The sequence below is a fragment of the Chitinophaga fulva genome, from assembly GCF_012927205.1.
Taxonomy (GTDB): domain Bacteria; phylum Bacteroidota; class Bacteroidia; order Chitinophagales; family Chitinophagaceae; genus Chitinophaga; species Chitinophaga fulva.
Map to the genome: position 1 here is coordinate 983,389 of NZ_JABBGC010000004.1, position 25,498 is coordinate 1,008,886.

The window sequence follows — 25,498 nt, forward strand, 5'->3', positions numbered from 1 at the left end:
GGATTCGGTTCAGTAATTTCCAATTTGTTCCAGTTGCAGGCGGTACAAACGGCCTACCACTTTAGCGGTTTTCACGATCCTTTCTGCAAGGCTGGTGGTCAGGAGGCCCGACTGGATAGCATTTTCAAACCGCTCAAAATGATTCTCATTGGAATCGCTGGTTTCATGGTAAGTGAAAAATGAAACCTGGTCATCACGCAGCTGCAGCTGTTGCTGAATGGCGCGGCCCCAATTGCCGGACACCCGGTTGCCAAGGCCTTCAATGATGAACATGCCGCCCAGCAGATCGAATGGGTCTGGCTGGCTGGCCCTTTGGAACATATAAGCGCTCAACGCTTCACTACCAATGTTTTTCTCGCCTTTTTGCAGTTCTTCCAGGGTGCCGCCACACTGAATATAGTTCTTTTCCAGTATCTGGTAGTCCCGGTGTTCATCGCGGGAGTGGGAGATAAAGGAAGAACGGATATCAAAGTGTTCGATGCTCACGTTGGAGGCTGCACGGGCAATCCACTGGGAACCGTCTATCACCTGCTGGCGGAGATTGAACAACAGGGCTTTGTATTCTTCCAGTGTCAGTGTACCGGAAAATATCTTTTTAACAATAGGCACCTGTCGCAGGGAACTTTCAAAATCAATCCACACGGTGGTTAGTTGGCGTATCAGCCATTCGAGAGTGGGATTGTCCTGCTGTATCCTGATCTCGGGAGCTTTGATCTCGGTCAATAGCGAAGCGGGATCGAATGTTTGTGTGGCTGTGGGAGGAACAACCGTCAGCATCATGAAACCGGAGATAAAGCGACCGCTTTCCGGCACCATGCACAATATTTTATCACCTGCTTTCAACGGTTTGGTGCGCAACAATTCTTCCAGCAGCACAAAAATGGAAGCGGTGCCCACATTACCGACGGAGTACAAATTACTGAACCATTTTTCTTCAGGGATGCTCACGCCGCCTTTTGCCAGCAGTTGTATAATCTTTTCCTTGAAGTGATGGGAAGAGTAGTGGCATACCAGCCAGTCGAAACCGGCAGCATCAAATTTTCCGTCATCAATCAGTTCAAAGAAACGTTGTACGCCCAGCTTCACCATATTGTCCACGAGGCGCAGGTCCTGCTTCAGGTTGAGCGCACCGTCGCGGTCTGCTTCTGAGAAGCTGTCATAGTCCATCCAGGACAGCGGCTGGCCGCCGGCTTCTCCTTTGTTCCTGCCGGCATACATGCACACTTCATACAGGTGCGCATAAGACCGGAGGTCTATCCAGTTTATTTGTAAGCTGATGTGTTGTGCAGCGGGCTTGTTTTGCAGCAGTAGTGCTCCTGCGCCATCAGATAACATCCAGCGGAGGAAATCTGTTTCCAGTTCCAGTCCGTGCCCATCCCGGATACGTTGTTGTTGTTCAAACCGTTTGCCTTTGAACAGCCTGCTGGCCAGTTCACCTGCGCAGGCTACGGCTGTTTGCACGGCGCCGGTCTGAATATTCGTATAGGCGTTTCTGATAGCCATCAGCCCGGCTGCGCAAACGCTCTGGTGACTGGCTATCTCGCAGGCAGGGCTGCCCAGGTCGGCATGTACCATACTGGCGAAACCAGGTACGGGCAGGTCTGACTGGGTAGTGGCAGCGGATATAAAATGGATATCTTCTTTGCTGGTGCCGTTACGGTCAAGGCAATCTTCGATGGCCCTGGCGGTCATGCCGCTAACGGTATGGGTAGTACGTTGTTGTTGGTCAAGCGCATAATACCTGGATTGGATGCCGTTCTGGGACAACATTTTCGTTTTGCTGCGGGATGGTTTGCCGTCAATCAATCCAAGGTATTGTTCTATTTCATCGTTGTGAACAGGCTCGCCCGGGAGATATTTACCGGCAGCTGTGATGTAGACGTTCTCTAACTGCATATTGGGAGTATTATCAAAATGTGGATGAAAAAAAATGTGTGGCTCAGGTCTATTAAAATTTAAATTAGTCGAATTTTTAGATATAGCAAGCTGAAGAGGAGATAAAGTGATGTTAAAACTGTCTGCAGGTATATCACAGAAAAGTCACTATAGAGGCCATCTGTCACGCTCTTCGGTGTTTTCTTAATATCTTAAAGATGATCATTCAATCCTTTCAGTGTTTTCTCTTCCATATTTTTCTACTGGTTTCTTTTGATATTTATCTGGTAGTTTCTCTTTAATATGTTGAAGATGATTTCTGCATCTCTCGATGTTTTCCTGCTGATATGTTAAAGATTATCTTTCCATCTCTCCGATAGTTCCCTAAAAACCATTTTCCCATCCCCCAAAAAAATTACTTGGTCAAATAATAATAAACCCTACCTTTGTTTAAAATAGACAGATCGGTCTGTCTGTAAATTAAATCAAGTCAAATCAAAAAACACAAAACATGGAACAGAAACCTCCCTTTCCTCCGTTTACACACGAAACAGCCTTACAGAAAGTACAAATGGCTGAAGATGCCTGGAACAGCCGCAACCCGGAGAAAGTATCAAAGGCATACACCATAGACACGGAATGGCGCAACCGCGACCAGTTTATCAACGGCCGGGAAGAAGTAGTGGCTTTCCTGACTAAAAAGTGGGAAAAAGAACTGGATTACCGCCTGAAGAAAGAACTGTGGACTTTTAACGACAACAAGATCGCGGTGAGATTCGAATACGAGTGGCATGACAAATCCGGGAACTGGTTTCGTTCCTATGGCAATGAGCTGTGGGAATTTGATGCCAATGGGCTGATGCAGCGCCGGTTTGCTTCTATCAACGATGTTCCTATCCATAGCAGCGAAAGAAAATTCGCGGATGAAATGGGACCGTTTGTACTGGCCTGTTAATACCTGACAAGCTCATGCTTTATTGCAGGAACGGGAATTGTGGTAACAACTTCCAAAAGTGCATACTATGGAAAACATTACCAACATCGAAGAGCTGGCAGACAGGGCGTGGTTTCAGGTAGCACCGGGCGTATGGGGCATCCGCGATCTTTTTGTGAACATGTACCTGGTACAGAATACCCGTACCCGTTCATGGGTATTGGTAGATGCCGGGCTTCGTACATCGGCCTATAAGATCAAAAGGGCCGCCCGGCAATTGTTTGCGCCGCACTTTGTGCCTTCAGCGATCGTGCTCACCCATGGCCATTTTGACCATGTAGGCGCTTTGCCGGCACTGCTGCGGGAATGGGAAGTACCGGTATATGCACATTACCTGGAAGCGCCCTATCTCACCGGCCGGTCGGCCTATCCACCACCAGATCCCTGCGCCGGTGGCGGCCTGATGACCATGATGTCCTGGACTTTTCCCTCAGATCCTATTGACCTCAACGGCCATCTGCTGTTGTTGCCGGAAGATAAAACCGTTCCCGGTCTGGATGGCTGGCGTTATATTGAGACTCCCGGTCATACGCCCGGTCATATCAGCCTTTTCCGGGAAGAAGATAAACTGCTGCTCGCCGGTGACGCTTTCGTTACTACCCGCGCCGAAGCCCTCAGCAGTACTATGATGCAGACGAAACATGTTTCCGGTCCGCCGAAATATTTCACCTCCGACTGGATATCAGCGGAAACCAGCGTGAAGAAACTGGCGGAACTGCAACCGGAGGTAGCTGCCACCGGCCATGGCCGTCCGCTTTATGGTGCCGCCATGCAACACCGCCTGCAATGGATGGCCGATCACTTTAAGTCGGCAGCACGGCCCCGCTGCGGACGGTATGTCAGAGAGGCAGCCGTGGCGGGTATTAACGGCGTAGAGTATGTGCCAGCGGCCCGCATCCCCCAATGGCTGATACTGGCCGGTGTGGTAATGCTGGTGGCTACCGGCGCACTGTTGTACAACCGGCGAAAGTCATAAACCCAGCTGCATATGTGCGCTCAACGGACCTCCGGCAAACAAACGATGCCCAAACCCGGCAATACCACGCCCATGCTGGCTACCCTCGCAGCCACAGCTACAGACGAACCGGGATGGCTATACGAAATTAAATGGGATGGTTATCGCGCCCTGGCTTTCCTGGAAAAAGGCCAGGTGGAACTGCGATCACGCAACAACAAATCCTTCGATGAAAAATATTATCCTGTCCATCAGGCATTGCAACAGTGGAAAGTCAATGCAGTGGTGGATGGCGAAATTGTGGTGATCGATGAGGAAGGCTATACGGTCTTCAGCCAGTTGCAGGAGTGGCGCAGCGAAGCAGATGGTCAACTGGTGTACTATCTCTTCGATATACTCTGGCTCAATGGTAAAGACCTTACTTCGCTACCATTGATGCAACGGAAAAAACTATTGCAGCAACTAATGCCGGTGAACAACAACATTCTTCGCTTTAGTGAAGGTTTTGTTACAGATGGCACCGATTTCTTCGAACAGGCCAAAAAGCTCAAATTGGAAGGCATCATGGCCAAGAAGACGGACAGCCGCTATTATCCTGGCGTCCGCACGCGTGAATGGCTCAAAATAAAAACCAGCAACCGGCAGGAGGTGGTCATCGGCGGATATACGAAAAACGAAGGCTCTTCCAAACCTTTCAGCTCCTTACTGGTAGGGGTATACGAAAATGATACACTGCAATACACCGGGAAGATCGGTACCGGTTTTTCCCTTGCCCAACAACAGGAAATGATGAAGCGGTTCACATCGCTGGAAATAAAAAAATCCCCGTTTGCCGTAGTCCCCGATGTGAATAAACCATCCCGCTTCCGGCCCAACCCGCCGCAGGCAGCTGCAGTTTGGCTGAAGCCAAAACTCATCTGTGAGGTAAGCTTCCGCGAAATGACCACCGATGGTGTCATGCGTCATCCCTCTTTCGAAGGCATGCGGGAAGATAAAACACCTGCACAGGTAACAGCGGAGAAACCGCTTAAAACAAAGACGACTAACGCAAAAGCACCCACGAAAAAAGCAGCGGAAAAAAACGCATCCCTGAAAAAAGCGCTGAAACCCGCGGCAGTCGAAGTCCGTAAAACATTGCTCAATCCCGGTGAAGAAACACAGGTGCGTACTATCAACAGCCACGCACTCAAATTCACCAATCTCAGTAAAATTTACTGGCCGGGTGAAAAGATCACCAAACGGGATATGATCAACTATTACTACCAGATGGCGCCTTTCCTGGTGCCTTACATCAAAGACCGGCCACAGTCGCTCAATCGCTTCCCCAACGGCATCAACGGAGAGAGCTTTTATCAGAAAGATGTTTCCGGCAAAGCGCCCGAATGGGTGCCTACTTTTCCTTATCACAGCAGTGACGAGGTCCGTGAAAAAGAATATCTCGTCGGGGAAAATGAAGCAACGTTGTTGTATATGGCATCACTGGGATGTATTGAAATCAACCCCTGGAGCAGCCGGCTGCGGAAGCCTGAAAACCCCGACTGGTGCATTATTGACCTCGATCCTGATAAGACCACTTTTGACCAGGTGATAGAAGCGGCGCAGGTAACGCATGAAATACTGGACGCCGCCGGCATTCCCGGTTATTGCAAAACGTCCGGTTCTACGGGGCTGCATATCTACATCCCGCTGGGCGCAAAATACACCTATGAACAATCCAAAGAATTCGGCCGTATCATTGCGCGGCTGGTGCATGGCCGCCTGCCGGATACTACCAGTATAGAACGTGCTACCAACCGGCGCAAAAGAAAAATGTATATCGACTTTCTGCAAAACAGGCCACAGGCCACGGTGGCGGCGCCTTATTCCCTGCGCCCCAAACCTGGCGCCACGGTGTCTATGCCGCTGCATTGGGAAGAAGTGAAAAAAGGACTGACCATGAAAGATTTCACCATTCACAACGCTGTACAGCGCGTGCGGGAAGAAGGCGATATCTTCAAACCTGTGCTGGGAAAGGGTATCAACATGAAAACGGCACTTGCAGGGTTGGAAAAACTGTTCCGCGAATAACAGAAAGTAGTATCTTCCCGCTTACTGTATCTAAAACAATTCGCATGAAGCCTGTTACCGTATGCTTTGGGGAAATACTCTGGGATGTATTTCCTAATGGCGTCCGCAAGCCTGGCGGCGCCCCTTTCAATGTAGCCTACCACCTTTCCCGCCTCGGAATGGACAGCCATATTATCAGTCGAACCGGCGCGGATGAAGCCGGGGAGGAACTAAGAAAGATCCTGCGTCAGTGGCAGGTCCCGGAAACATTGTTGCAGCTGGACACGCAGCAGCCTACCGGCACAGTCCTGGCCACGCAAGGCGCCAATCATGAAATGCATTACGATATCCTGAAACCGGTGGCGTGGGACTTTATCGCCTGGCAACCGGAGCAGGAAGCACTGGTACGCCGCTCCGGCGCTTTTGTGTTTGGCAGTCTCGCTATACGCAGCGAAGTGTCCCGCAATACTTTGTGGAAACTGCTGGACGCAGCTCCTTATAAGGTGCTGGACATCAATATCCGTCCGCCTCACAGCGATATGAACACGATCCGGGAACTGCTGCGCCGCGTTAACCTGGTGAAGATGAATGAGGAAGAACTACAATTGGTGCTGCATGCTACGGGTGATACTTTTGACACGCCGGCCGATGGCGCCCGTATTGTCATGCAACGTTACGGTGTGCCGCAGCTGATCATTACCCGCGGCAGCAAAGGGGCCGTATATGTGGACGAGCATGAGCAGTATGAACGTCCGGCCAAACAGGTAACGGTGAAGGATACCGTAGGCAGCGGCGATTCTTTTCTGGCTGGTTTCCTGTCACAAATCCTGAAAGGACGAACCGTCCCGGCGGCGCTGGACCTGGCCGTGGAAGTCAGCGGCTTCGTCACCACCTGCGAAGGCGCCAACCCGGAATATGAGGGTAGCAGATTTGATGTTTGATTTTCGTAACTTAGCCTTATGGCAAAAGCACAAACCATCGCAGAGTTCTACCAGGAGAAAATGAACTGGATACCCGAGAACCTTCAACAGGACATCGGGCATTTCAATGTTTTCCGGCTGGAGGATTTTCAGCCTGCTAACCCCAGCATGGCCTACAAATGCCGGGACTTCTATAAGATAAGCCTGCTGCGTGGCAAGTTCATCTATCATTATTCCGACAGGAGCCTGTTGGCCGAAGATGGTAACCTGCTGTTCTTTAATCCACAGGTGCCCTACGCGTGGGAGCAGCTGTCTAAAGGACAGGCCACCGGCTATTTCTGCATCTTCCGTGAATCATTTCTGACAGAGATGGGCCGCCATGCGTTAAAAGACCTGCCCATGTTCCACCCGCGCGGGAAACCTTCCTACAAGCTCACTACGGAGCTGGAGAAAGAAGTGGAACGGCTGTTCATCAAAATGCTGGATGAAATCAGCAGCGACTACCGGGGCAAGTATGACCTGATCCGTAATTATCTCATGGAGATGGTGCACCTGGTGATGAAAATGGAACCTTCAGAGAAGCTTTACCAGCACCGCAATGCCAATGAACGGATTACGGCCGTGTTCATGGAACTGCTGGAACGGCAGTTTCCCATTGAAGCGCCGGGGAGATTGTTCCGGCTGCGTTCTGCCAGCGATTTTGCAGCGGAACTGTCGGTGCATGTGAACCACCTGAACCGGGCGGTGAAAGAAACTACCGGTAAAACTACCACTACCCATATCGGGGAAAGAATTGTGACGGAGGCGAAAGCGCTGCTGCGCCATACCGATTGGAATGTGGCGGAAATCAGCTATAGCCTTGGGTTTGAGGAACCTTCTCATTTCAATAACTTCTTCCGGAAACATACCCAGATGACCCCGACCGGATTTCGAATTGTTTGATTTTTGCAATCATTCGTTTGTTTGGCGTAACAACCGGCATGCCTGCCTCCACTAATTTTGTTGCCATAAAAAATTGAACATCTTATGAGCAACAAAAAAGTATGGTTTGTGACTGGCGCCTCCAAAGGATTAGGCCGGGACCTTGTTAAAAAACTGCTGGCCGGCGGTTATCGCGTGGCGGCTACTTCCCGTAACATCGATGAGCTTCGCAAAATAGCTACAGATGATAATTTCCTGCCCCTCACCATGCAGGTAAATGACGAATCCAGTGTCGCTAAAGCGCTGGCAGATACCGTGGTACGCTTCGGACGTGTAGACGTGGTGGTGAATAACGCCGGCTACGGTCTGGGAGGCGGCCTCGAAGAGCTGTCTGACAGCGAAGCACGTGGTAACTTTGAGATCAATGTTTTCGGTACGCTCAACGTTATCCGTAAAGTGCTGCCTTATTTCCGCGCACAAAAGTCAGGGCATATCTTCAACGTGTCTTCTATCGCTGGTTTCACCGGAAGCTTCCCCGGCTTTGGTATCTATTGCGCTACCAAGTTCGCAGTAGATGGCCTTTCTGAATCGCTTGCAACAGAAGTGAAACCTTTGGGCGTACATGTCACCATCGTTTCTCCCGGTTATTTCCGGACAGACTTCCTCTCCAGTGGTTCTCTCGTAGTACCTGCGAAGCCTATTGCAGACTACGCGCTGGTAAGGGAACAACTGTCCCGTCACCAAAATGAAATCAATCACAACCAGGCTGGTGATCCTGAGAAAGCTGCAGCAGCCTTCATTCAGGTAAGCGAAGCGGAAAATCCGCCGGTACATCTCTTCCTGGGTGAAGATGCGTATAACATGGTGTATGCTAAAATTGATGCGATCAAAGAAGAAGTGGAAGCCTGGAAAGCGACAACGGTAGGCACCGGTTATTAATTATCAGTATCGTAGCCCCGGGTTCACGGGCCGAAGCCCGGGGCTACAATATTGTTATGTTACTGTATTTCAAAAGTTGCGGTGAGGGATAGTTTGCCGGCTTTCCCTTTTGTCACCAGGTCTTGTATCTGTTTATCAGTTAGTTTTTTCCCTTTTACCTCAAACGGAATTTTAAAGCCGCATACTTTAAAATTGGCGCAGCCGTATGCACTGTTACCTTTTATCAACTGGTGTTCTTTGCATTTGGGACAGTTGAGCACCGCCAGGTCTACCGGTTTCTTCTCTCTGGGCTTGCGTTCTTTTTTCGGCTTATCTTCCTTGTCTGCTGACGGCGGTGGCGCGTCCGGTACGATGGTAATGGTTTTGTAGCTGGCCGTTTTCACTTCTTTGGTAAGATCGGCCACCATGGTGATGAGTTCATCTTTGAACGTATCCATGGCATATTCCCCTTTCTCGATCAGGCGCAGCTTGCGTTCCCACTGGCCGGTCAGTTCAGGGCTTTTGAGCAGCTCCGTCTGGATGGTATCAATCAGGTCGATACCGGTTTGCGTAGCGAAGATGTTCTTTTTTCTTTTGTCGATGTATTTGCGGCGGAACAGTGTCTCGATGATATTGGCGCGGGTGGAAGGGCGGCCGATGCCGTTGTCTTTCAGCAGTTCGCGCATTTCATCATCATCCACCTGTTTACCGGCTGTTTCCATGGCACGGAGCAGGCTTGCTTCTGTAAAGGCTTTGGGCGGGGACGTTTTGCCCTGATGGATGCGGGGCGTATGCGGGCCGCTTTCTCCCACTACAAAATCCGGAATAAATTTCTCTTCTTCCTCACCATCTTTTTTAATGCTGGTATCGTTGGCATATACTTCTTTCCAGCCTGGTTCCAGGATTTGTTTACCGGTAACTTTAAACGGTACCTGTCCTACTTTTCCCAGTACGGTGGTGTTGGATATTTTACATTCCGGGTAGAACGCCGCGATGAAGCGGCGTGCGATCAGATCGTAAATCCGTTTTTCTTCCGGTGGCAGTCCGCTGCCGGGGTGCACGCCTGTCGGGATGATAGCATGGTGGTCCGTTACTTTTTTATCATCGAAAACTGTTTTCAGTTTTGGGATGGGATTAGCCAGTACCGGGGCGGTGAGCGCCGCATAGGGCGTCATGTCCTGGAGGATGCCGGCTACTTTGGGATGCAGGTCTTCCGAGAGGTAGGTGGTGTCTACGCGGGGGTAGGTGACCAGTTTTTTCTCGTAGAGGTTCTGCACGTATTTGAGGGTGTCGTCTGCGGAGTATGCATATTTTTTATTGGCCGCCACCTGTAACGAGGTGAGGTCAAACAGGCGGGGATTGCCTTCTTTGCCATCTTTTTTCTCGAAGGAAGTCACTTCAAACGGATGTTCCTGTAAGTAGGCCAGTCCTTTCTGTGCTTTTTCCACACTGCCGAGGCGGTCAATGGCGGCGGTGAATTCCGTGTCGCGGTATACCGTTTTCAGTTCCCAGTAATCTTCCGATACGAAGGCATTGATTTCTTTCTGCCGGGCTACGATCATGGCGAGGGTAGGGGTTTGCACCCGACCAATTGACAGTACCGTTTTACCGACAGCAAACTTTTTGGTAAAGAGACGGGTGGCGTTCATGCCCAGCAGCCAGTCGCCGATAGCACGGGCACTGCCGGCGGCATAGAGGTTATCATACTGACCGGCATCTCTGAGCTGCTGAAAACCATTACGTATAGCCTCTTCCGTGAGAGAGGAGATCCATAATCTCTTGACAGGAGCGGCACATTTCGCTTTGAGCAGCACCCACCGCTGTATCAGTTCGCCTTCCTGGCCGGCATCACCGCAGTTGATCACTTCATCACATTGCTGTACCAGCTGCTCGATAATTTTGAACTGCTTTTGTACGCCGTTATTTTCTATCAGTTTGATACCAAAACTGGGAGGTATCATGGGAAGATCTTCCAGCCGCCAGAATTTCCATTGTTCGTAATAATCATGTGGTTCCTTCAGTGTACAAAAATGGCCGAAAGTCCAGGTCACCTGGTAGCCATTGCCTTCGTAGTAGCCATCTTTACGTTGCTTCGCACCGATTACTTCTGCTATGTCCCTGGCTACACTTGGTTTTTCTGCAATGCAAACTTTCATAAAAAGTTGAAATAGGGTAACAAATATCGGACAATTTACTGTTTTTGCCGGATTTTAATAGGCTGCCGGTATACATTAATCGCGGGTTATTATGAGAAGATTAACAATTATAACAAGGCGTAAATGTTCTTATTAACAATCTTCCGACAACCTTTCCCCCTGAAATCCCGTAAATTGTTGGTGCTAAATCCTTAAACCCTGGATTTTATGATAGCATTTAATCAGGCTTTGATCGTCCTTGCTAGAGATAAGGAAGTCACCATTGCTCACACCCGGCTAAAGGACTCCGTCGGAGACTTCAAAACCCGTGTAATACTCCATCAGCTGCTGAACCATACGCAGGAAACAGCCTCCTATATCAATATGGACAAGTATGTAGTGCTGGAAGAAATGGCTGATTACGGCTTGTGGGAGGAATACATTATTTTCCCAAAACTGGGCAATGATGCCGGCGAATCGATGTCACTGGCCTTTAACATGGTATTTGCTACCGGTTACCAGGAGGTGGTCATGGTCGGTATGGATTGTCCGCACCTGTCGCCCGAACTGTTGGAGGAAGCCTTCGCCGCACTGAAACATAATCAGGTAGTGATTGGTCCGGCGCAACATGGCGGCTTTTACTTGCTGGGCATGCAACGTTTTTATCCTGAACTTTTCGATTTTGTGGATGCCGGCTCTGCCCATTGGCTTCGTCGCCTGTTGACGGCGATCAATAAACTACAGCTGCGGTTTACCTTTCTACCTACGCTCAATGTGGTACAGGAACTGGCGGACGTGCCGGAAGACTGGCTGTAACTGTGATGGTCATGATTTTTACTGATTCTCCCGATGTGAGGAGATGACGGTGGATTTTTTCCGGTTATCCATCATTGTTTTGCGTTTGAAGTTATATTTTTGAGCCATGACGAACCCCGCGCCAACATATCAATCAGCATTCGGACTACTACAGGCAGAAGCCGCCCCAGATGATCAATTTGTGTGGAAAGCTGATATTTCCCTGCAACATCCTTTATTCAGCGGACAGGTACCCATATACCTCATCACCAAAGAAGCACATCTATCACCGGATATGCTCCGTTTTACGGAACAGGTGGTGGCCAATGTCGGGGAATACATGGAGAAATCGCTGCTATTCATTCAACAGACACTGGCCAATGATCCTGAAACATACAAGATCACCACAGCAGAACGCGCCTGGCTGGATGTGGACATTAGCGAGTTTCCGCTGGAGTTTCCTCAACTTACTTTTTATGAATCAGAAGAGTGGATGATGCTGTTTGCCGAAGGTCGGTTTCAAATCTGCGATCCCTTTGGTATCGCAGTCAGTTATCGTTCAACCGTTCCCGTTAGTGTGGATAACCTGGAAGACAGTGAACCTATGGAATAGGATATCGTTCAGGCCGACTTATATGCTTTGATCATATCCCCGATTTCTTCTCTGTGGAGATATTCAGCCCAACCCAGCGGGTCACCGTCGTGTATGGCGTCTTTGATCTCCAGATTAGGGTGGGCGGATAATGCCAGTTGAGCCAGTGCGATATCATTTTTTTCTATAGCCGCATGTAGCAGTGTATATTGAAAATCCCCATACAGGCGGTTCACCTCTTCCTGGTTTTGAGCCAGTATGGCCGCGGCGCGGTCTTTCCAGCCGAGGTTCCACGCTTCCAAAGCACCACAGGCAACACCATGTGCTATCAGCCATTCGGCTGCCGCTGGTTGTTGACAGTGTACGGCCACTTCCAGTAAACGCATACCATTGCAGAGAGGGGCATGCAGATCTGCGCCGGCGAAGGCTTGCAGCGCGGTCATGTCACCTTTGCCAACTGCTTCCGCAAGGGCTATCTGTTCAGCGTCAGGCGGACGTGTCTGCAGCCGGTCATCGGTAATCCACCAGGTAACCCCGTCATTGATCCATTGAAAGCCTAACTGTTCGTATATGGGCCTGCCCATGGGATTGGCATTCAGGGTGGCGTAATGATATCCCTTTTCGCGGGCATGTATACAGGCGGCGTTGACGATGGCCTTGCCAATGCCGCGGCCCCTCGCCTCCGGTACCACTCCTACATTGTAAATGCCTGCTACTCCGCCGCCGAACAGCAGCAGGGTCTGTGCCACAATACGGCCATGCAACGTAGCTACAAAACGTTGTACCAGCTCCGGGCTTTCATTTTGCAAGCCTGTCGTTCCCCGGTTGTTGTTTTCGGCATAGGGGAGCGCTTTAATGGTATGTAGGGGCGTGGCGTTGTCAGGTGCAATATGCAGGCCTTCCGGCGCAGCATAGGCCGCGTTGATGTTTTGCAGCTCCAGTGCCATCCAACAGGGTTGCCATCCCGGCTGAAAGCCACGGGCGAGCAGCAGCACATCCAGCTGCGCTGTTGCCGGTGGGTTGAGTGACCAGCATCCGAGATTCTTGCTTGGGTGAGTCCGATAGTATTCCATCATCTCATTCAGCTTTGCGGTATCGCCGGACAGCGCGGGAAAGAGGATGGTGCCACTGCTTTCCGCTCCGACGTAAGTCCAGGAGAGGCCTTCTTCCGTGTGTATGACGCCATTTTTGATACGGGCGTCGAGGAAGAATAAATCACAATGATTTTGCGCGATGGCAGCTTCCAGTTGTGGGGGAGTAGCGTTGCGTAAAATGGTATTCATGACGTCAGATTAACGGACAAACAGAATTTACGGATAGTTTTCTCAATAAAACTACTACAAAAAAATGCCAGGTGCAAAAAAGTCGAAACCCGCATTGTATACACAATGCGGGCTTCTTTATGACTCTGGTCGCCAAACGAGAGTTATGTTGATCAGTTTTCAGTCATACCCCAGTCCTTGTACTGTGCCCTTATTTTATTCAATACGGGGCCTTCAAACGGAACGCATCCACCCGCAAAAAAATCAGTCCAGGTGATATCGCTGTTGAAGTGGGCGAGAGTATAGCCATTTTCAAATGTCAGCAGGAGCTGATGTTTTTCCTGTATCACCTGAAAATGTCCGAGGGTATTGAGCAGCAGCCTTCTGAGGGCACCTTGCTCCATATAACCGGCTGCTGTTTCCTGGCATAACGGGAAAAGGGTATGTACCATCACGTAGTCTGCCAGGAAGGGTTGGACATTAAAATGAGCAGCGGCGAGTAATGACATCTCATAATATGCCGCTGCTGACTTCATTTTATTTCCATGTTTTTTCACCTTTTTTCATTTTGTCCAGGATATCCTGATAAGTCTTTTTATCGCTGGAGGGGGCCAGTTCCACAGCCTTTTCTTCATTAGCGATGGCATCATCTTTTTTTCCGGCTTTATACAGTACATTGGCATATGTGTCTATATAGGCCGGGTTGTTGTCCGCTTTCAGCAGGTGCTGGCACCAGTTGGCGGCATTGTTGAGGTGCGTGGGGTCAGAGATATTTTCAAAGACGGTCCATGCGTAAGTGTTCAGCTCATTCGGAGCGATGTAAGCAGCGCATTTACCCACATATTGATCGGCAGCGGCGGCGAAGTTGTCCCAGTCTTTTTGATTCAGGAGGTGAATGGTTTTGGCGCGCAGGAATATTTCTTCTCCGGGGGCGCCATATTGTTTGGTTTTCGCTTCTATTTTGCTCCAATCAGGCCGGGCAGCAGCGTCCTGCACATAAGGTTTAATTTCTTCGCTGTAGATGATGGTCATCAGTCTCGCATCGGCCTGGCGCTGACCAAGGGTTTTGTTGATCTGGTCACGGTTGTCCATCAGGAGGGCGAAACCTTTGTCACGGCTGCTGGTGGTGAATTTATTGATAAATGCCATCTGGCTGCGTGTCAGTGGCGCCTTCAACTGTTCGATGTAGTCATTGGACACTTTGGTAGCATTGGGCTTATCGTTTACACGGAGTGCCATTTGTGCCAGTTGTAGCAGGAAAGGCCCGTCTTTTTTGCCTTTGTTGTAGGCTTCGAGCAGTGTGGCGTATTGGTTGTCCGGATTGGTGGTGTCGATGTCTTTAACGATGAAAGCGGCAGCCACATCGCTGGTGGGTGGAACGAAAGCGCTGTGTATCTGGCGCAATTGGGTCACCGGCATTTTGATCACTTCACGGTCATAAGAGATCAGGCCGTTTTCTTCCGTTTCCACGTCAAATGGTTCTGTATAGATAGAGCCACTGAGACCTTCTTCTTCAAATATTTTCAGGTGTCTGTTCATGAAACCGTATTTGCGCGCGAAGGCAGCAGCCGGGATGGAAATATACCCCCATCCGTCGGCTTCATTCCATTGGTGATTAGGTGTTTTCACCTGTACACCGCCCCATTCGCCGAGCACTCTTGCTTTGCCGGGGAGGGCAGGCGCAATACCAGGGCCGGGGTAATCATGTATGTCTGTCAGGTCGCTGCTTTTCCATTTTTCGTTGGGGTCTTTGGGAGATTCCCGGTCATAGTTTTCACCGGTGTGGCCGTTGATGATGCGGGAAGGGTCCATCTGTTTCATCACTTCGGTAAGGCGTTGCTGATCATAGCGCGCCCAGCCTTCGTTGAACAGTACCCAGCAAACGATAGAGGGAGCGTTAAAACATTGGGCGACAGTAGCTGCATTTTCTTTTTCGAAATTCTTGCGGGCATCTGCGCTGTTGTTAGGACAGGTAACCATGTCCTGCCATACGAGGATGCCTTCTTTATCACAATGGTAGTACCAGCGGGCCGGTTCTACTTTTACGTGTTTGCGGATCGTATTGAAGCCCATGGATTTGATGGCGAGGATATCAAATTTAAGCGCGTCGTCGGTGGGGGCGGTGTAAAGCCCGTCGGGCCAGAAGCCCTGGTCCAGCACGCCGAGGTTGTAGGTGTATTTTCCATTGAGGAAGATACGTTCCTGGTCGTTCTCGTCTTTTTTGATTTCGATTTTACGCATGCCGAAGTAAGAGCCAACGGTGTCGACTACTTTATTGTTATACAGCAGTTTTACGGTAAGGTTATAGAGGAAAGGCTCGTTGGGCGACCAGAGGCGGGCGTTTGGAACGGGCAATTGTAAATCGGTGTTGGGTTTGCCTTTGATGGTGCCAACCACAGCTCCGTTGGAGGATGCTACTGCTTCCACTGAATAGCCGGCAGCATTGCCGGGAGTGTTCACGCGCAGGTCGAGTTGTTGCTGGTCTACCTGCGGTACCATTTTCAGTCCGTCGATATACACAGCTGGTACTGTTTCCAGCCAAACCGTTTGCCAGATGCCGCTGCTGCCGGTGTACAGGATATTGCGGGGTTGCAGCACCTGTTTACCGTGCGGGTTGTCGCCTGCATCGGTGGGGTCGAGTACAGATACGACCAGTTCATTGCCTTTATCTTTCAGCTGGTCAGTGATATCGAACTGGAAGCCGGTGTAGCCGCCGGTGTGGTTGCCCAGTTTTTTACCGTTGAGGAAAACGGTCGCGTTGAAATCGACAGCGCCGAAGTGCAGCAGTACCCTGTCTTTTCCTTTAGCGGTTGGTTTATTGAAAGTTCTTTTATACCATAAGCGTTGATCCGGCTGTAAGGTTTTCTGTACGCCGGAGAGGGCCGATTCGAGGGGAAACGGGACGAGTATTTCACCGTTAAAGGAAGCGGGTGGTGTTTGGTCGCCGGCGCTGGTGATAGCGTATTGCCAGATGCCGTTGAGGTTTTCCCAATTGGGCCGTACCATTTGTGGCCGGGGGTATTCGGGCAGGGTATTGGAGGGACTGACTTCTTTGGCCCATCTGGTTTGGAGAGGGGAAGGTTTCATTTTCCAGGATACCGCCGTTTGGCCGGACGCGAGGATACTGAGGGAGGTGCATCCCAAAACGAGGAATGCAACGCTGATTTGTCGTAACATGTTCAGGTCGGTTAATAATAACTAGATAATCGATGTCTATTAATATACGTTATGCGGGTGCTTACAGGCCGCAGCCGTGTATTTTGGTTGGTTTTGGGGGACAAGCCCTGGTCAGGAGCCTATTCAAAATGGAGGACGCCTTGCTGGTCATACCTGGATTTGATGCCATCGGCGCGTTCCAGGTTATGAAGGAAAGCTTGCAGGGGCTGGTTCCGGTCTATAATGCCGAAGAAGCGTCTGCTGCTGACTCTTTGGTTATCCAGGGCGATAGTAACGCCGAACCAACGGAGTATTACAGGGGCGAGTTCCTGCAGGGAGGCGTTTTCGAAGGTATATACTCCTGTGCGCCAGCCCAGCACTTTGTCCGCGTCGAAGGCTTCTGTTGTGATACCGCTGTGGGTGCTGGTGATTTCGTAGCCGGGTTTAAGGAGAACGTCCTTTTTGCCGGTGGCTATTTTCACAGCGCCTTCCACGAGGGCTACTTTAACGAGGCCTGCATCATAGGTATTGATATTAAAGGCGGTGCCCAGTACGTTGACAGTATTGCCGGGCAGGTGCACAATGAAAGGCTGGTCTGCTTTGGCGGCAATCTGGAGATAGGCTTCCCCGTTGATGGTTATTTCGCGGGTTTTGCCCGGGAAGGTGAACGGGAAACTAATGGTGGTGGCGGCGTTTAGTTGTATCTGTGTGCCGTCTGCCAGTAAAAGGTGGTAGTCTTTGCCTGCCGGAACGGTGAGGGTGTTGATCCCGGTTCCGTTTTGATGGCTGGCATCGAAGCTAAGCGTATGTTGTGTATTATTTAATACGGTGTTGCCCACCCGGATTCCTGCTGAGTCGTTGCTGAGGTCGATGGTTTTACCTTCAGCCGTCATCAGGCGGATGGTGTGGATGGCGGTGTCCTGTACTGCTGCCAACGGCTGCTGTGCCGTATGTACGAGCAGGTACCAGCTTCCCACGATGGCGATTAAGCAGGCTGCGGCGATACTGATGGCTTTTTTGACAAAACGAAGCCTGTTCCCGGTGTTGAGGTCTGCCAGTACCTCGTCAACGGGATGCTGATCATAGCTTTCGCTTGCATCAGCCAGTAGCCGGGAGCGTTCACGCTGGATGCCCTCCCAGATATTGCGTGCCTGGAGATCTTCCCTGATGGCGCTTTGCAGAAAGGATTTGTCTTCCTCACTGATCATTCCCAGCAGCTCATCAAAAGATAGGTCTCTAATTTTTTCATAATCCATTTGAATGGGATGTTATCCTATTAACGGTGTTCACGACAAAAAGTACTATAGGTCACGGGAAGATTTTAGTTTTTTTCTGAGAATCCGGAGAGTCGTGCTCATTTGATTTTTCACCGTTTGGAGAGAGAGGTTTTTTTCCGCAACAATTTCCCGTTGCGTTTTATCTTCCATGTATGACATTTCAAAGACGGCCCTTTGGGCCAGGGGCAAGGCATTAATAGCAGTGGCCAGTTGTAGTGACAGCTCTTTTCGTTCCATAGGATTAACACAGACGGTCAGTTCCTTCAGGCTCATATATTGATGTACGTTGCGCTCTTTTACCACGCTGCGCCGGATACGGTCCATACACTTGTTGCGTACACAGGTGGCCAGATAACTCTTCAGATGAAGATTGTCCACCAGCTTGTCCCGCCGGTTCCAGATCACGATCAGCACATCATGTACCACATCCGCCGCTTCTTCCGCATCTTTCAGGATGTAGTTAGCCTCTATGTGCAGCCGTTTGTAATAACGATTGTAAAGCTGGGTGAATGCCCACTCGCTGCCGACCTTCAGGTCTGCTACCAATTGTGCATCAGTGTAAGGTTCCATCGTACTTTCCCCCTATTAAATAATGTGTTTTAACATAACTTACCAGTCAATAAATTATATTCCCATGTATCTGTCAATGGTTATCGGGAATGAAAATGAAAGGGGTCTTCAGAACAGTTACATAAATAGTATTAACTCTGAGTTAATATACTGTTACCAAATTAAGATATTCTACTATCGGGGAAACAACCGCAACCATCACAGATTGTTAAGCATTTGTAAAGCATGATTTTATTACTGATGACTTGTTAACAACCACCGGAATTTGTGTCTGCTGATGGTACTTTTTATGATCCATCACGTTTAGATATATGTATTGTTTTTTGGCTAGATGAAAGACCTCTCTGAAGCCCTTGCCCGGTATTACCCCTTTAGTTATTAGTTATTCATATTCCAAACTTCCCTCTATAATATATTATGAAGACACACCTCCTTATCCTCTGGCTCCCGCTCTTCTCCCTCTCACCTCATAGTATGTCCAACCAGGCGGAGAAAATAAAAGTCAACGTCAATGTCCGCAATGCCCCGCTCCGGGAAGTCTTCAGGCAGATCAGTCAACAAACAGGCCTTCGCTTTTTCGGCAGCAACACCGCTCCTTACGATACAAAAATATCCCTTCAGCAAACCGGCGCGGAACTTCGCAGCCTGCTCGATGAAATCCTCCTGCCACTCCATTGCTCCTGGGAAATATCCGGTAAAGTCATCATCATCAGCAAAAAGAATGCTTCGCCAACAGGTCCTGTGACAGACATCCTCTCCCGGAACGCTTCCCGCTCCCCATGACCCCGGCTTCGGCCCACTGCGGCAAAACGGCAACCGCACTGTTAAATATGTCGTATATTGCTAATGTACATGGGCTTAGAGCATCATATTATCATTATCGGCGGCGGCCTTGCTGGCCTTACCAGTGCTATCCACCTTTCCCGGGCCGGACTGCGGGTGTCCCTGATCGAAAAAAACACCTATCCCAGGCATAAGGTCTGCGGAGAATATATTTCCAATGAAGTATTGCCATACCTGCAATGGCTGAACGCCGATCCTGCAGAACTGGCGCCGGCAGCTATTTCCAGGCTGCTGCTATCGGCGGCCAACGGGAAAACCATCTCGGCCCCACTGCCGCTCGGTGGCTTCGGCGTCAGCCGGTATACTATGGACCACTTCCTGTTGCGCAGGGCACTGGCCGCAGGAACGCAACTGATCACCGACACGGTGACAGATGTGCAATACCAGCATGACCACTGTGTGGTCTATACGAAATCACACGCACCACTGACGGGCACGGTAGTGCTGGGCGCTTTTGGTAAACGCTCCACCCTCGACCAGCGGCTGTCCCGCACCTTCCTCCGGAAGCCTGCGCCATGGCTGGCGGTAAAAGGGCACTATGAAGGGGCATTCCCCGACGGACTGGTGGCTTTGCATAATTTCCCCGGCGGCTACTGCGGCATCTCTAAAACGGAAACGGGCGCACTCAATATCTGCTACCTCGTACAGATGGACAGCTTCCGCCGCTACGGCGATATTGACCAGCACCGGGAAGCCGTGCTGTTCCGGAATCATCACCTGAAAACTATTTTTAATAATAGCCGTCCGCTGTTTGATCACCCATTGGCTATCAGCCAGATTTCTTTTGAACAGAAAACAAAAGTGGAACAACATATGCTGCTGACGGGAGATACTGCCGGCCTTATCCATCCACTGTGTGGCAACGGGATGGCCATGGCGATCCACAGCGCCCGGATGGCGGCCACGGCTGTACTGCGTTTCTGTAATGATGCGGCGTATGACCGCAACCGTATGGAAGCAGACTATGCACGGGAATGGGGACAGGCATTTAACCACCGCATGAAAATGGGGCGGTTGCTCAATAACCTGTTCCTGAAAGACAGATTGTCCACCTGGCTGGTGCAACAAATGGCTTCACTGCCCGCAGTGCTGCCGTTTATCATCAGACAAACACATGGGAATTTGATTATTTAGACATTTGGTTATTTAAATATTGGAATGCCCAACCCCAATATTTAAATAACCCAATAACAAAATATTAAAATGTTCAGACAACGTATACTGGCACCAGAGATCATGGACGATTTTTCCATGGAAGGCGAACAGCTGCAAAGGGCGCTGGAAAAGATCGCGCAGATCAACCGGCGCCTGGGAGGCAACCGAATCACGGTAAAAGGCGTAGATATGCTGATGCGTCAGCTGCCAGCCGGCAGCGAAGTGCGCATCGTGGACATCGGTTGCGGCAACGGAGACATGCTGCGGGCACTGGCCGCCCACGGCCGGAAAAGACAATGGAAACTACAGTTGGCAGGCATCGACGCCAACCCGTTCACCATCCGGCTGGCAGGTGAGTTATCGGCTGCATATCCGGAAATCAGTTACCATTGCCTCGACGTTACACAGGGCCCGTGTCCTGAAATGGAAGGGGACATCGTATTGCTGACACTAACGCTTCATCATTTTACAGACCAGGAAATACTGGCGCTGATGCAATGTTTCCGCCGCAGCGCGTCGGCCGGCATCGTTGTCAACGACCTGCACCGCAGCGGCATTGCCTACCGGCTGTTTCAGCTGTTATGTTATACGCTGCGCCTCGAAGAAATGACCCGTTATGATGGCCTTACTTCCATCATGCGCGGATTCAAACGTTCGGAGCTGGTACAACTGTCACAAAAACTAAATATCAGGCGTCAAAGCCTCCGTTGGCGATGGGCTTTCCGTTACCAATGGGTTATATCTAATTTATGAGTGTAAAAATTCAATCAGTAGCCAAGGCATTGCCGCCATATACCAGGCCTACCAGCGAAATTATGCCGTACCTGGACTTATGGCTGGCCGGACAAGACGAGAGGTTTATCAGAAAGGTTAAAAAAATCTTTGAGAACGCGGCGGTTGATCAGCGGTATTCTATTATGAATGCGGAAGAAGTGTTCAACAGCACCTCCTTTGAAGAAAAAAACAATCTGTATATCCGTGAGGGCACGGAGCTGGGCAGGCGTTGCCTGCAAGGCGCGCTGGACAAAGCCGGTTTACAGGGCAGCGATATCGATTTTATCATCACTGTGAGCTGTACCGGTTTTATGATCCCGTCCATGGATGCCTACCTGATCAATATGTTGCAGATGCGGCAGGACATTGTACGCTTGCCTGTGACGGAAATGGGTTGCGCTGCCGGTGTTTCCGGGATGATCTATGCGTACCAGTTCCTGAAGGCCAACCCGGGTAAACGTGCGGCGGTGGTGGCGGTAGAGTCGCCTACGGCTACTTTCCAGCATGAGGATTTTTCCATGGCTAATATTGTTAGCGCGGCCATCTTTGGTGATGGCGCCGCCTGTGTGATATTGTCTTCACATGATGAAGACCCCGGACCGGCCATTGTGGGCACGGAGATGTATCATTTTTATGATGCCACGCACCTGATGGGTTTTCACTTGTCCAACTCCGGCTTGCAGATGGTACTGGACATCGCGGTACCGGAGCAGATAGCATCGCACTTCGGGGATATTGTTCATCCTTTCCTGGCGCGTCATGGTACTGCTATTGAAGAAGTGAACCAGCTGATCTTTCATCCGGGAGGACGGAAAATCATCCAGACCGTAGAAGAGCTGTTTGCCGGTTCCGGAAAAAATATTGACGATACCAAAGAAGTATTGCGGTTATACGGTAACATGTCGAGCGCCACGGTGTTGTATGTATTAGAACGTATCCTCGACAGGGGCGTACCGGCGGGCGACAAAGGCCTGATGCTGAGTTTCGGACCGGGATTTTCCGCACAAAGAATATTGTTACAATGGTAAAAGAGTTTGCATTCAAAGGATACTGGGCGCTGGTGCTGGGTGGCAGTAGTGGACTGGGACTGGCATCAGCCTATAGGCTGGCGTCGCATGGCATGCATCTTTGTATTGTGCATCGTAATGCGGGCGTAGAGATGGAGGTTGTCAATGCAGCCTTTGAAGCATTGCGCGCTACCGGTGTGCAGGTGCTGACATTTAATATCAATGCAGCGCAGGCAGAGCGGCGCACCTTGGTGCTGGAAGAGCTGCGGAAAAAGATGGGCCCGGAGGGGCGTGTCCGTTGCCTTTTGCACAGTGTGGCCAAAGGTACCTTGAAAGGGATGACAGATGCTCCGGCATTGCAAACGGATGATCTGATGATCACACTGGACCATATGGCGGTGAGTTTGTACGACTGGACCCGGGCCATATGGGAACAGGGACTTTTTGCTGCGGATGCCCGCGTACTGTCGTTTACCAGTGAAGGCAGCAGTCGCGCCTGGAAACACTATGCAGCCGTATCGGCTGCCAAAGCTGCGCTGGAAGCGATCAGCCGCAGTATAGCGTTGGAGTTTGCACCGTATGGCATACGGGCCAACTGTATACAGGCCGGCGTAACAGACACCCGCTCGTTGCGGATGATACCCGGCCATGAGCAGCTGCTGGAGCATAGTATCGCCCGCAGCCCGTTCGGACGACTGACCACAGCGGACGATGTGGCCGATGTAGTATACCTTTTATGCAAAGATGAAGCCGCCTGGGTGAACGGGGCCGTTATCCCGGTAGACGGAGGCGCACATATACAGTAAATGGATTTATGACGATAACGACAATACTGGAAAAATTACCCTACGGGGAACCTTTTTTGTTTGTTGATACACTGGAATATATTGATGAACAAAAGGTGACAGGAAGTTTTACCTTCCGGCCCAACATGGATTGTTATAAAGGACATTTTTCAGGATATCCGGTTACTCCTGGTGTATTGCTGACAGAAGTGATGGCGCAGATCGGGCTGGTATGTCTGGGTATCTATCTCACCGGCGGCCCGGAGGGCATGACTTTCGGACTTACCTCCACCAACGTGGAGTTTATGCGGCCAGTGATGCCGGGAGAAAAAGTAACGGTGACCAGTGAGAAAATATATTTCCGTTTTGGTAAACTGAAATGCCGGGTGGTGATGACCAATGTACAGGGTGAAGAAGTGAGCAGTGGAGAGATTGCCGGTATGATCATCAACCCCCGTTAACCTTAATTCGTAAAAGATGACCAGGGTAGTGATAACAGGGCTGGGCGTAGTAGCCCCCAATGGAACAGGTGTTCCTGCTTTTACCGAAGCGGTGCGGCAGGGTGTGTCGGGCATCCGTTATGACCCACAGCTGGAGGCATTGGATTTTTCCTGCCGCATAGCCGGTACGCCCGAAGTGACAGAAGAAATGAAGCTGCGGTATTTTGATCCGCTGGAGCTGAAAGGTTTCAACAGCGGAGCTGTGCTATATGGTGTCATGGCAGGCATGGAAGCCTGGCAGGACGCTGGTTTGCCCGCAGGCAATGATATACAACAGCCGGACTGGGACAGTGGGGCTATATTTGGCACCGGTTCTTCCGGAGTGGACAAGATGCGGGAAGCCATTTACCGCATGGACGAGTTGCAGGTACGGCGTTTAGGCAGTACCGTAGTAGCGCAGACCATGGCCAGCGGCATCAGTGCTTGGCTGGGCGGTAAACTGGCATTGGGCAACCAAGTGACTACCAATTCATCTGCCTGTACAACCGGTGCAGAAAGTGTGCTGATGGCCTATGACCGCATACGTGCCGGCAAAGCCCGGCGGATACTGGCCGGCAGTACTACAGACGGCGGTCCTTATGTATGGGGCGGTTTTGATGCCATGAAGGTATGCACCTTCAAAAACAACGACCGGCCGGCAGCAGGTTCAAGGCCTATGAGCGCTAGCGCTACCGGCTTTGTGCCCGGTGCGGGTGCCGGCGCGCTGGTGGTGGAATCGCTGGAGAGCGCCCTGGAAAGGAATGCGCCCATCTATGCAGAGATCGCCGGCGGACATGTGAACTCAGGCGGTCAACGTAATGAAGGCAGTATGACGGCGCCTAACAGCGAGGCGGTGCAACGTTGTATCCGGGAGGCGGTGCGCGATGCCGGTATTCACCCGGATGAGATTGACGCGATCAACGGACACCTGACGGCCACGAGCAAAGATGCTGCGGAAGTAACCAACTGGAGCCTGGCGCTCAACAGGAGCGGGGAACAGTTCCCCTACCTGAATGCGCTTAAATGCCTGGTGGGACATTGCCTGAGCGCATCTGGCAGTATTGAACTGGTAGCGGCAGTGCTACAACTGCAACAGGGATTTCTGTTTCCCAATATCAACAGTGAAGACCTGCACCCGGAGATTGCCGCTATTGTGCCCCGGGAGAAAATACCACAGCAGCTGATACATAAAGACCTCCAGGTAATTGCCAAGGCCAGTTTTGGTTTTGGCGATGTAAATGCCTGTATCATTCTTAAAAAATACAAACGCTGATATCATGGATAAAACAGCTTTAATGACTACTATTAAGGAAGTAGTGGCGCCGTATACCAAAAATCCGGAAGCGTTGGCTACGCTGAATGAAGACACGGATTTTATTCGTGACCTCAAAATCAATTCGGCCAACCTGGTGGATGTGGTGCTGGACGTGGAAGAGAAATTCAATATCGTGATCGATAACGATTCTATGGAAAAGATGATCAATGTACGGTCGGCGATGGAAGTGGTGGAAAACAAGCTGGCGGCGCCATGATCGGCAATGATGTGATAGACCTGGAACTGGCAGCTGTGGAAAGCAACTGGCGGAGAAGAGGATATCTCGATAAACTGTTCTCTCCGGCAGAGCAACAACTGATCGGGCAGGCCGCTGATCTGGACCGGATGGTATGGTTGCTATGGAGTGCCAAGGAAGCGGCGTATAAGATCATTCACCGGGATACCCGGCAGCGGGTATATGCACCGCTGAAATATGAAGTACAGCTTTCCGATGCGGATACAGGCTTCATCAGATATGGTGACAGGGAGTTTCCTTTTCGTACAGTGGTGAGTGGTAGTTGTTTGCATACAGTGGCGGTGGCATCGGCGCACCGGTGGACACAGGTAGTTTACCAGCTGCAGCCGGCAGAAGCGTTGCAGCAAGATGAAGACGGTGTGCCTTTTATCAGGGATACCGGAAGTGTTCGTCCGGCGTCGGTCAGTCACCATGGCGCGTATCGGGAGGTAGTCAGCCTGAAGATATGATGTAAAAAGGAGTAGCGCC

The 25,498-nt window shown here is 50.6% G+C and carries 24 protein-coding genes; 17 read left to right on the forward strand and 7 right to left on the reverse strand.

The genetic code is table 11. The features are described from left to right. Positions 1 to 9: 9 nt before the first annotated feature. Positions 10 to 1,896: a beta-ketoacyl-ACP synthase III gene (locus tag HHL17_RS32465; protein ID WP_169228949.1), complete on the reverse strand. Its 1,887-nt coding sequence runs from the start codon at positions 1,894 to 1,896 to the stop codon at positions 10 to 12. 490 nt (positions 1,897 to 2,386) lie between these two features. Here HHL17_RS32465 and HHL17_RS32470 point away from each other — a divergent pair, with 490 nt between their 5' ends. The 6 genes from HHL17_RS32470 to HHL17_RS32495 all read left to right on the forward strand — a co-directional run bounded on the left by HHL17_RS32470 (position 2,387) and on the right by HHL17_RS32495 (position 8,650). Beyond that, entirely contained in the window at positions 2,387 to 2,830 is a 444-nt protein-coding gene (locus HHL17_RS32470) for a nuclear transport factor 2 family protein (RefSeq protein ID WP_169228950.1), read from the forward strand. A gap of 67 nt (positions 2,831 to 2,897) precedes the next feature. Then, entirely contained in the window at positions 2,898 to 3,845 is a 948-nt protein-coding gene (locus tag HHL17_RS32475; RefSeq protein WP_169228951.1) for an MBL fold metallo-hydrolase, read from the forward strand. Positions 3,846 to 3,857: 12 nt separating this feature from the next. Next, complete coding sequence (gene ligD / locus HHL17_RS32480; protein ID WP_240976020.1) at positions 3,858 to 5,891, forward strand: DNA ligase D; 2,034 nt, start codon at positions 3,858 to 3,860, stop codon at positions 5,889 to 5,891. Positions 5,892 to 5,935: 44 nt separating this feature from the next. Continuing rightward, positions 5,936 to 6,811: a carbohydrate kinase family protein gene (locus HHL17_RS32485; protein ID WP_169228952.1), complete on the forward strand. Its 876-nt coding sequence runs from the start codon at positions 5,936 to 5,938 to the stop codon at positions 6,809 to 6,811. 18 nt (positions 6,812 to 6,829) lie between these two features. Then, positions 6,830 to 7,732 carry a helix-turn-helix domain-containing protein gene (locus HHL17_RS32490; RefSeq protein WP_169228953.1) on the forward strand — a complete coding sequence of 301 codons (903 nt, stop codon included), beginning with the start codon at positions 6,830 to 6,832 and terminating at the stop codon, positions 7,730 to 7,732. Between the two features lie 84 nt (positions 7,733 to 7,816). After that, entirely contained in the window at positions 7,817 to 8,650 is an 834-nt protein-coding gene (locus HHL17_RS32495; RefSeq protein ID WP_169228954.1) for an oxidoreductase, read from the forward strand. A gap of 59 nt (positions 8,651 to 8,709) precedes the next feature. Here HHL17_RS32495 and HHL17_RS32500 read toward each other — a convergent pair whose 3' ends face one another. Then, positions 8,710 to 10,785, reverse strand: a complete 2,076-nt coding sequence (locus HHL17_RS32500) for a type IA DNA topoisomerase (protein ID WP_169228955.1) — start codon at positions 10,783 to 10,785, stop codon at positions 8,710 to 8,712. A gap of 207 nt (positions 10,786 to 10,992) precedes the next feature. Here HHL17_RS32500 and HHL17_RS32505 point away from each other — a divergent pair, with 207 nt between their 5' ends. Together HHL17_RS32505 and HHL17_RS32510 are read left to right on the forward strand one after the other, a co-directional pair. Then, positions 10,993 to 11,580, forward strand: coding sequence for a TIGR04282 family arsenosugar biosynthesis glycosyltransferase (locus tag HHL17_RS32505; RefSeq protein ID WP_169228956.1), 588 nt, complete (start codon positions 10,993 to 10,995; stop codon positions 11,578 to 11,580). Positions 11,581 to 11,686: 106 nt separating this feature from the next. Then, the gene (locus tag HHL17_RS32510; RefSeq protein ID WP_169228957.1) at positions 11,687 to 12,172 is read left to right on the forward strand and encodes a hypothetical protein; all 486 of its coding nucleotides are present in this window, start codon (positions 11,687 to 11,689) and stop codon (positions 12,170 to 12,172) included. Between the two features lie 8 nt (positions 12,173 to 12,180). Here HHL17_RS32510 and HHL17_RS32515 read toward each other — a convergent pair whose 3' ends face one another. The 5 genes from HHL17_RS32515 to HHL17_RS32535 form a co-directional block, all read right to left on the reverse strand. After that, a complete protein-coding gene (locus HHL17_RS32515) occupies positions 12,181 to 13,434 on the reverse strand; it encodes a GNAT family N-acetyltransferase (RefSeq protein ID WP_169228958.1) in 1,254 nt (417 codons plus the stop codon). A gap of 152 nt (positions 13,435 to 13,586) precedes the next feature. After that, positions 13,587 to 13,949: a hypothetical protein gene (locus HHL17_RS32520; protein ID WP_169228959.1), complete on the reverse strand. Its 363-nt coding sequence runs from the start codon at positions 13,947 to 13,949 to the stop codon at positions 13,587 to 13,589. 1 nt (position 13,950) lies between these two features. Beyond that, positions 13,951 to 16,590: a glycoside hydrolase family 2 protein gene (locus HHL17_RS32525; protein WP_169228960.1), complete on the reverse strand. Its 2,640-nt coding sequence runs from the start codon at positions 16,588 to 16,590 to the stop codon at positions 13,951 to 13,953. A gap of 119 nt (positions 16,591 to 16,709) precedes the next feature. Continuing rightward, positions 16,710 to 17,825 carry a FecR family protein gene (locus HHL17_RS32530; RefSeq protein WP_169228961.1) on the reverse strand — a complete coding sequence of 372 codons (1,116 nt, stop codon included), beginning with the start codon at positions 17,823 to 17,825 and terminating at the stop codon, positions 16,710 to 16,712. 45 nt (positions 17,826 to 17,870) lie between these two features. Next, positions 17,871 to 18,416 carry an RNA polymerase sigma-70 factor gene (locus HHL17_RS32535; RefSeq protein WP_168872276.1) on the reverse strand — a complete coding sequence of 182 codons (546 nt, stop codon included), beginning with the start codon at positions 18,414 to 18,416 and terminating at the stop codon, positions 17,871 to 17,873. Positions 18,417 to 18,833: 417 nt separating this feature from the next. On the opposite strand from HHL17_RS32535, the gene HHL17_RS32540 reads away from it, so the two are divergent. From HHL17_RS32540 to HHL17_RS32580, 9 genes are all read left to right on the forward strand, one after another. Then, on the forward strand, positions 18,834 to 19,199 hold the full coding sequence (locus HHL17_RS32540; RefSeq protein WP_169228962.1) for an STN domain-containing protein: 366 nt from the start codon (positions 18,834 to 18,836) through the stop codon (positions 19,197 to 19,199). 69 nt (positions 19,200 to 19,268) lie between these two features. Further along, positions 19,269 to 20,393, forward strand: coding sequence for an NAD(P)/FAD-dependent oxidoreductase (locus HHL17_RS32545; RefSeq protein WP_169228963.1), 1,125 nt, complete (start codon positions 19,269 to 19,271; stop codon positions 20,391 to 20,393). A 69-nt stretch (positions 20,394 to 20,462) separates the two neighbouring features. Next, positions 20,463 to 21,167: a methyltransferase domain-containing protein gene (locus tag HHL17_RS32550; protein ID WP_169228964.1), complete on the forward strand. Its 705-nt coding sequence runs from the start codon at positions 20,463 to 20,465 to the stop codon at positions 21,165 to 21,167. Next, complete coding sequence (locus HHL17_RS32555; protein WP_169228965.1) at positions 21,164 to 22,216, forward strand: type III polyketide synthase; 1,053 nt, start codon at positions 21,164 to 21,166, stop codon at positions 22,214 to 22,216. The genes HHL17_RS32550 and HHL17_RS32555 overlap by 4 nt, the downstream gene beginning before the upstream one ends. Next, entirely contained in the window at positions 22,210 to 23,001 is a 792-nt protein-coding gene (locus tag HHL17_RS32560; RefSeq protein WP_169228966.1) for an SDR family oxidoreductase, read from the forward strand. Before HHL17_RS32555 ends, HHL17_RS32560 begins: the two co-directional genes overlap by 7 nt. Positions 23,002 to 23,009: 8 nt before the next feature. After that, a complete protein-coding gene (locus tag HHL17_RS32565; protein WP_169228967.1) occupies positions 23,010 to 23,441 on the forward strand; it encodes a 3-hydroxyacyl-ACP dehydratase FabZ family protein in 432 nt (143 codons plus the stop codon). A gap of 16 nt (positions 23,442 to 23,457) precedes the next feature. Next, positions 23,458 to 24,732: a beta-ketoacyl-[acyl-carrier-protein] synthase family protein gene (locus tag HHL17_RS32570; protein WP_169228968.1), complete on the forward strand. Its 1,275-nt coding sequence runs from the start codon at positions 23,458 to 23,460 to the stop codon at positions 24,730 to 24,732. A gap of 22 nt (positions 24,733 to 24,754) precedes the next feature. After that, positions 24,755 to 24,991, forward strand: a complete 237-nt coding sequence (locus HHL17_RS32575; protein ID WP_240976021.1) for a phosphopantetheine-binding protein — start codon at positions 24,755 to 24,757, stop codon at positions 24,989 to 24,991. Further along, positions 24,988 to 25,479, forward strand: coding sequence for a 4'-phosphopantetheinyl transferase family protein (locus HHL17_RS32580; RefSeq protein WP_169228970.1), 492 nt, complete (start codon positions 24,988 to 24,990; stop codon positions 25,477 to 25,479). Before HHL17_RS32575 ends, HHL17_RS32580 begins: the two co-directional genes overlap by 4 nt. The last annotated feature ends 19 nt before the right edge of the window (positions 25,480 to 25,498 follow it).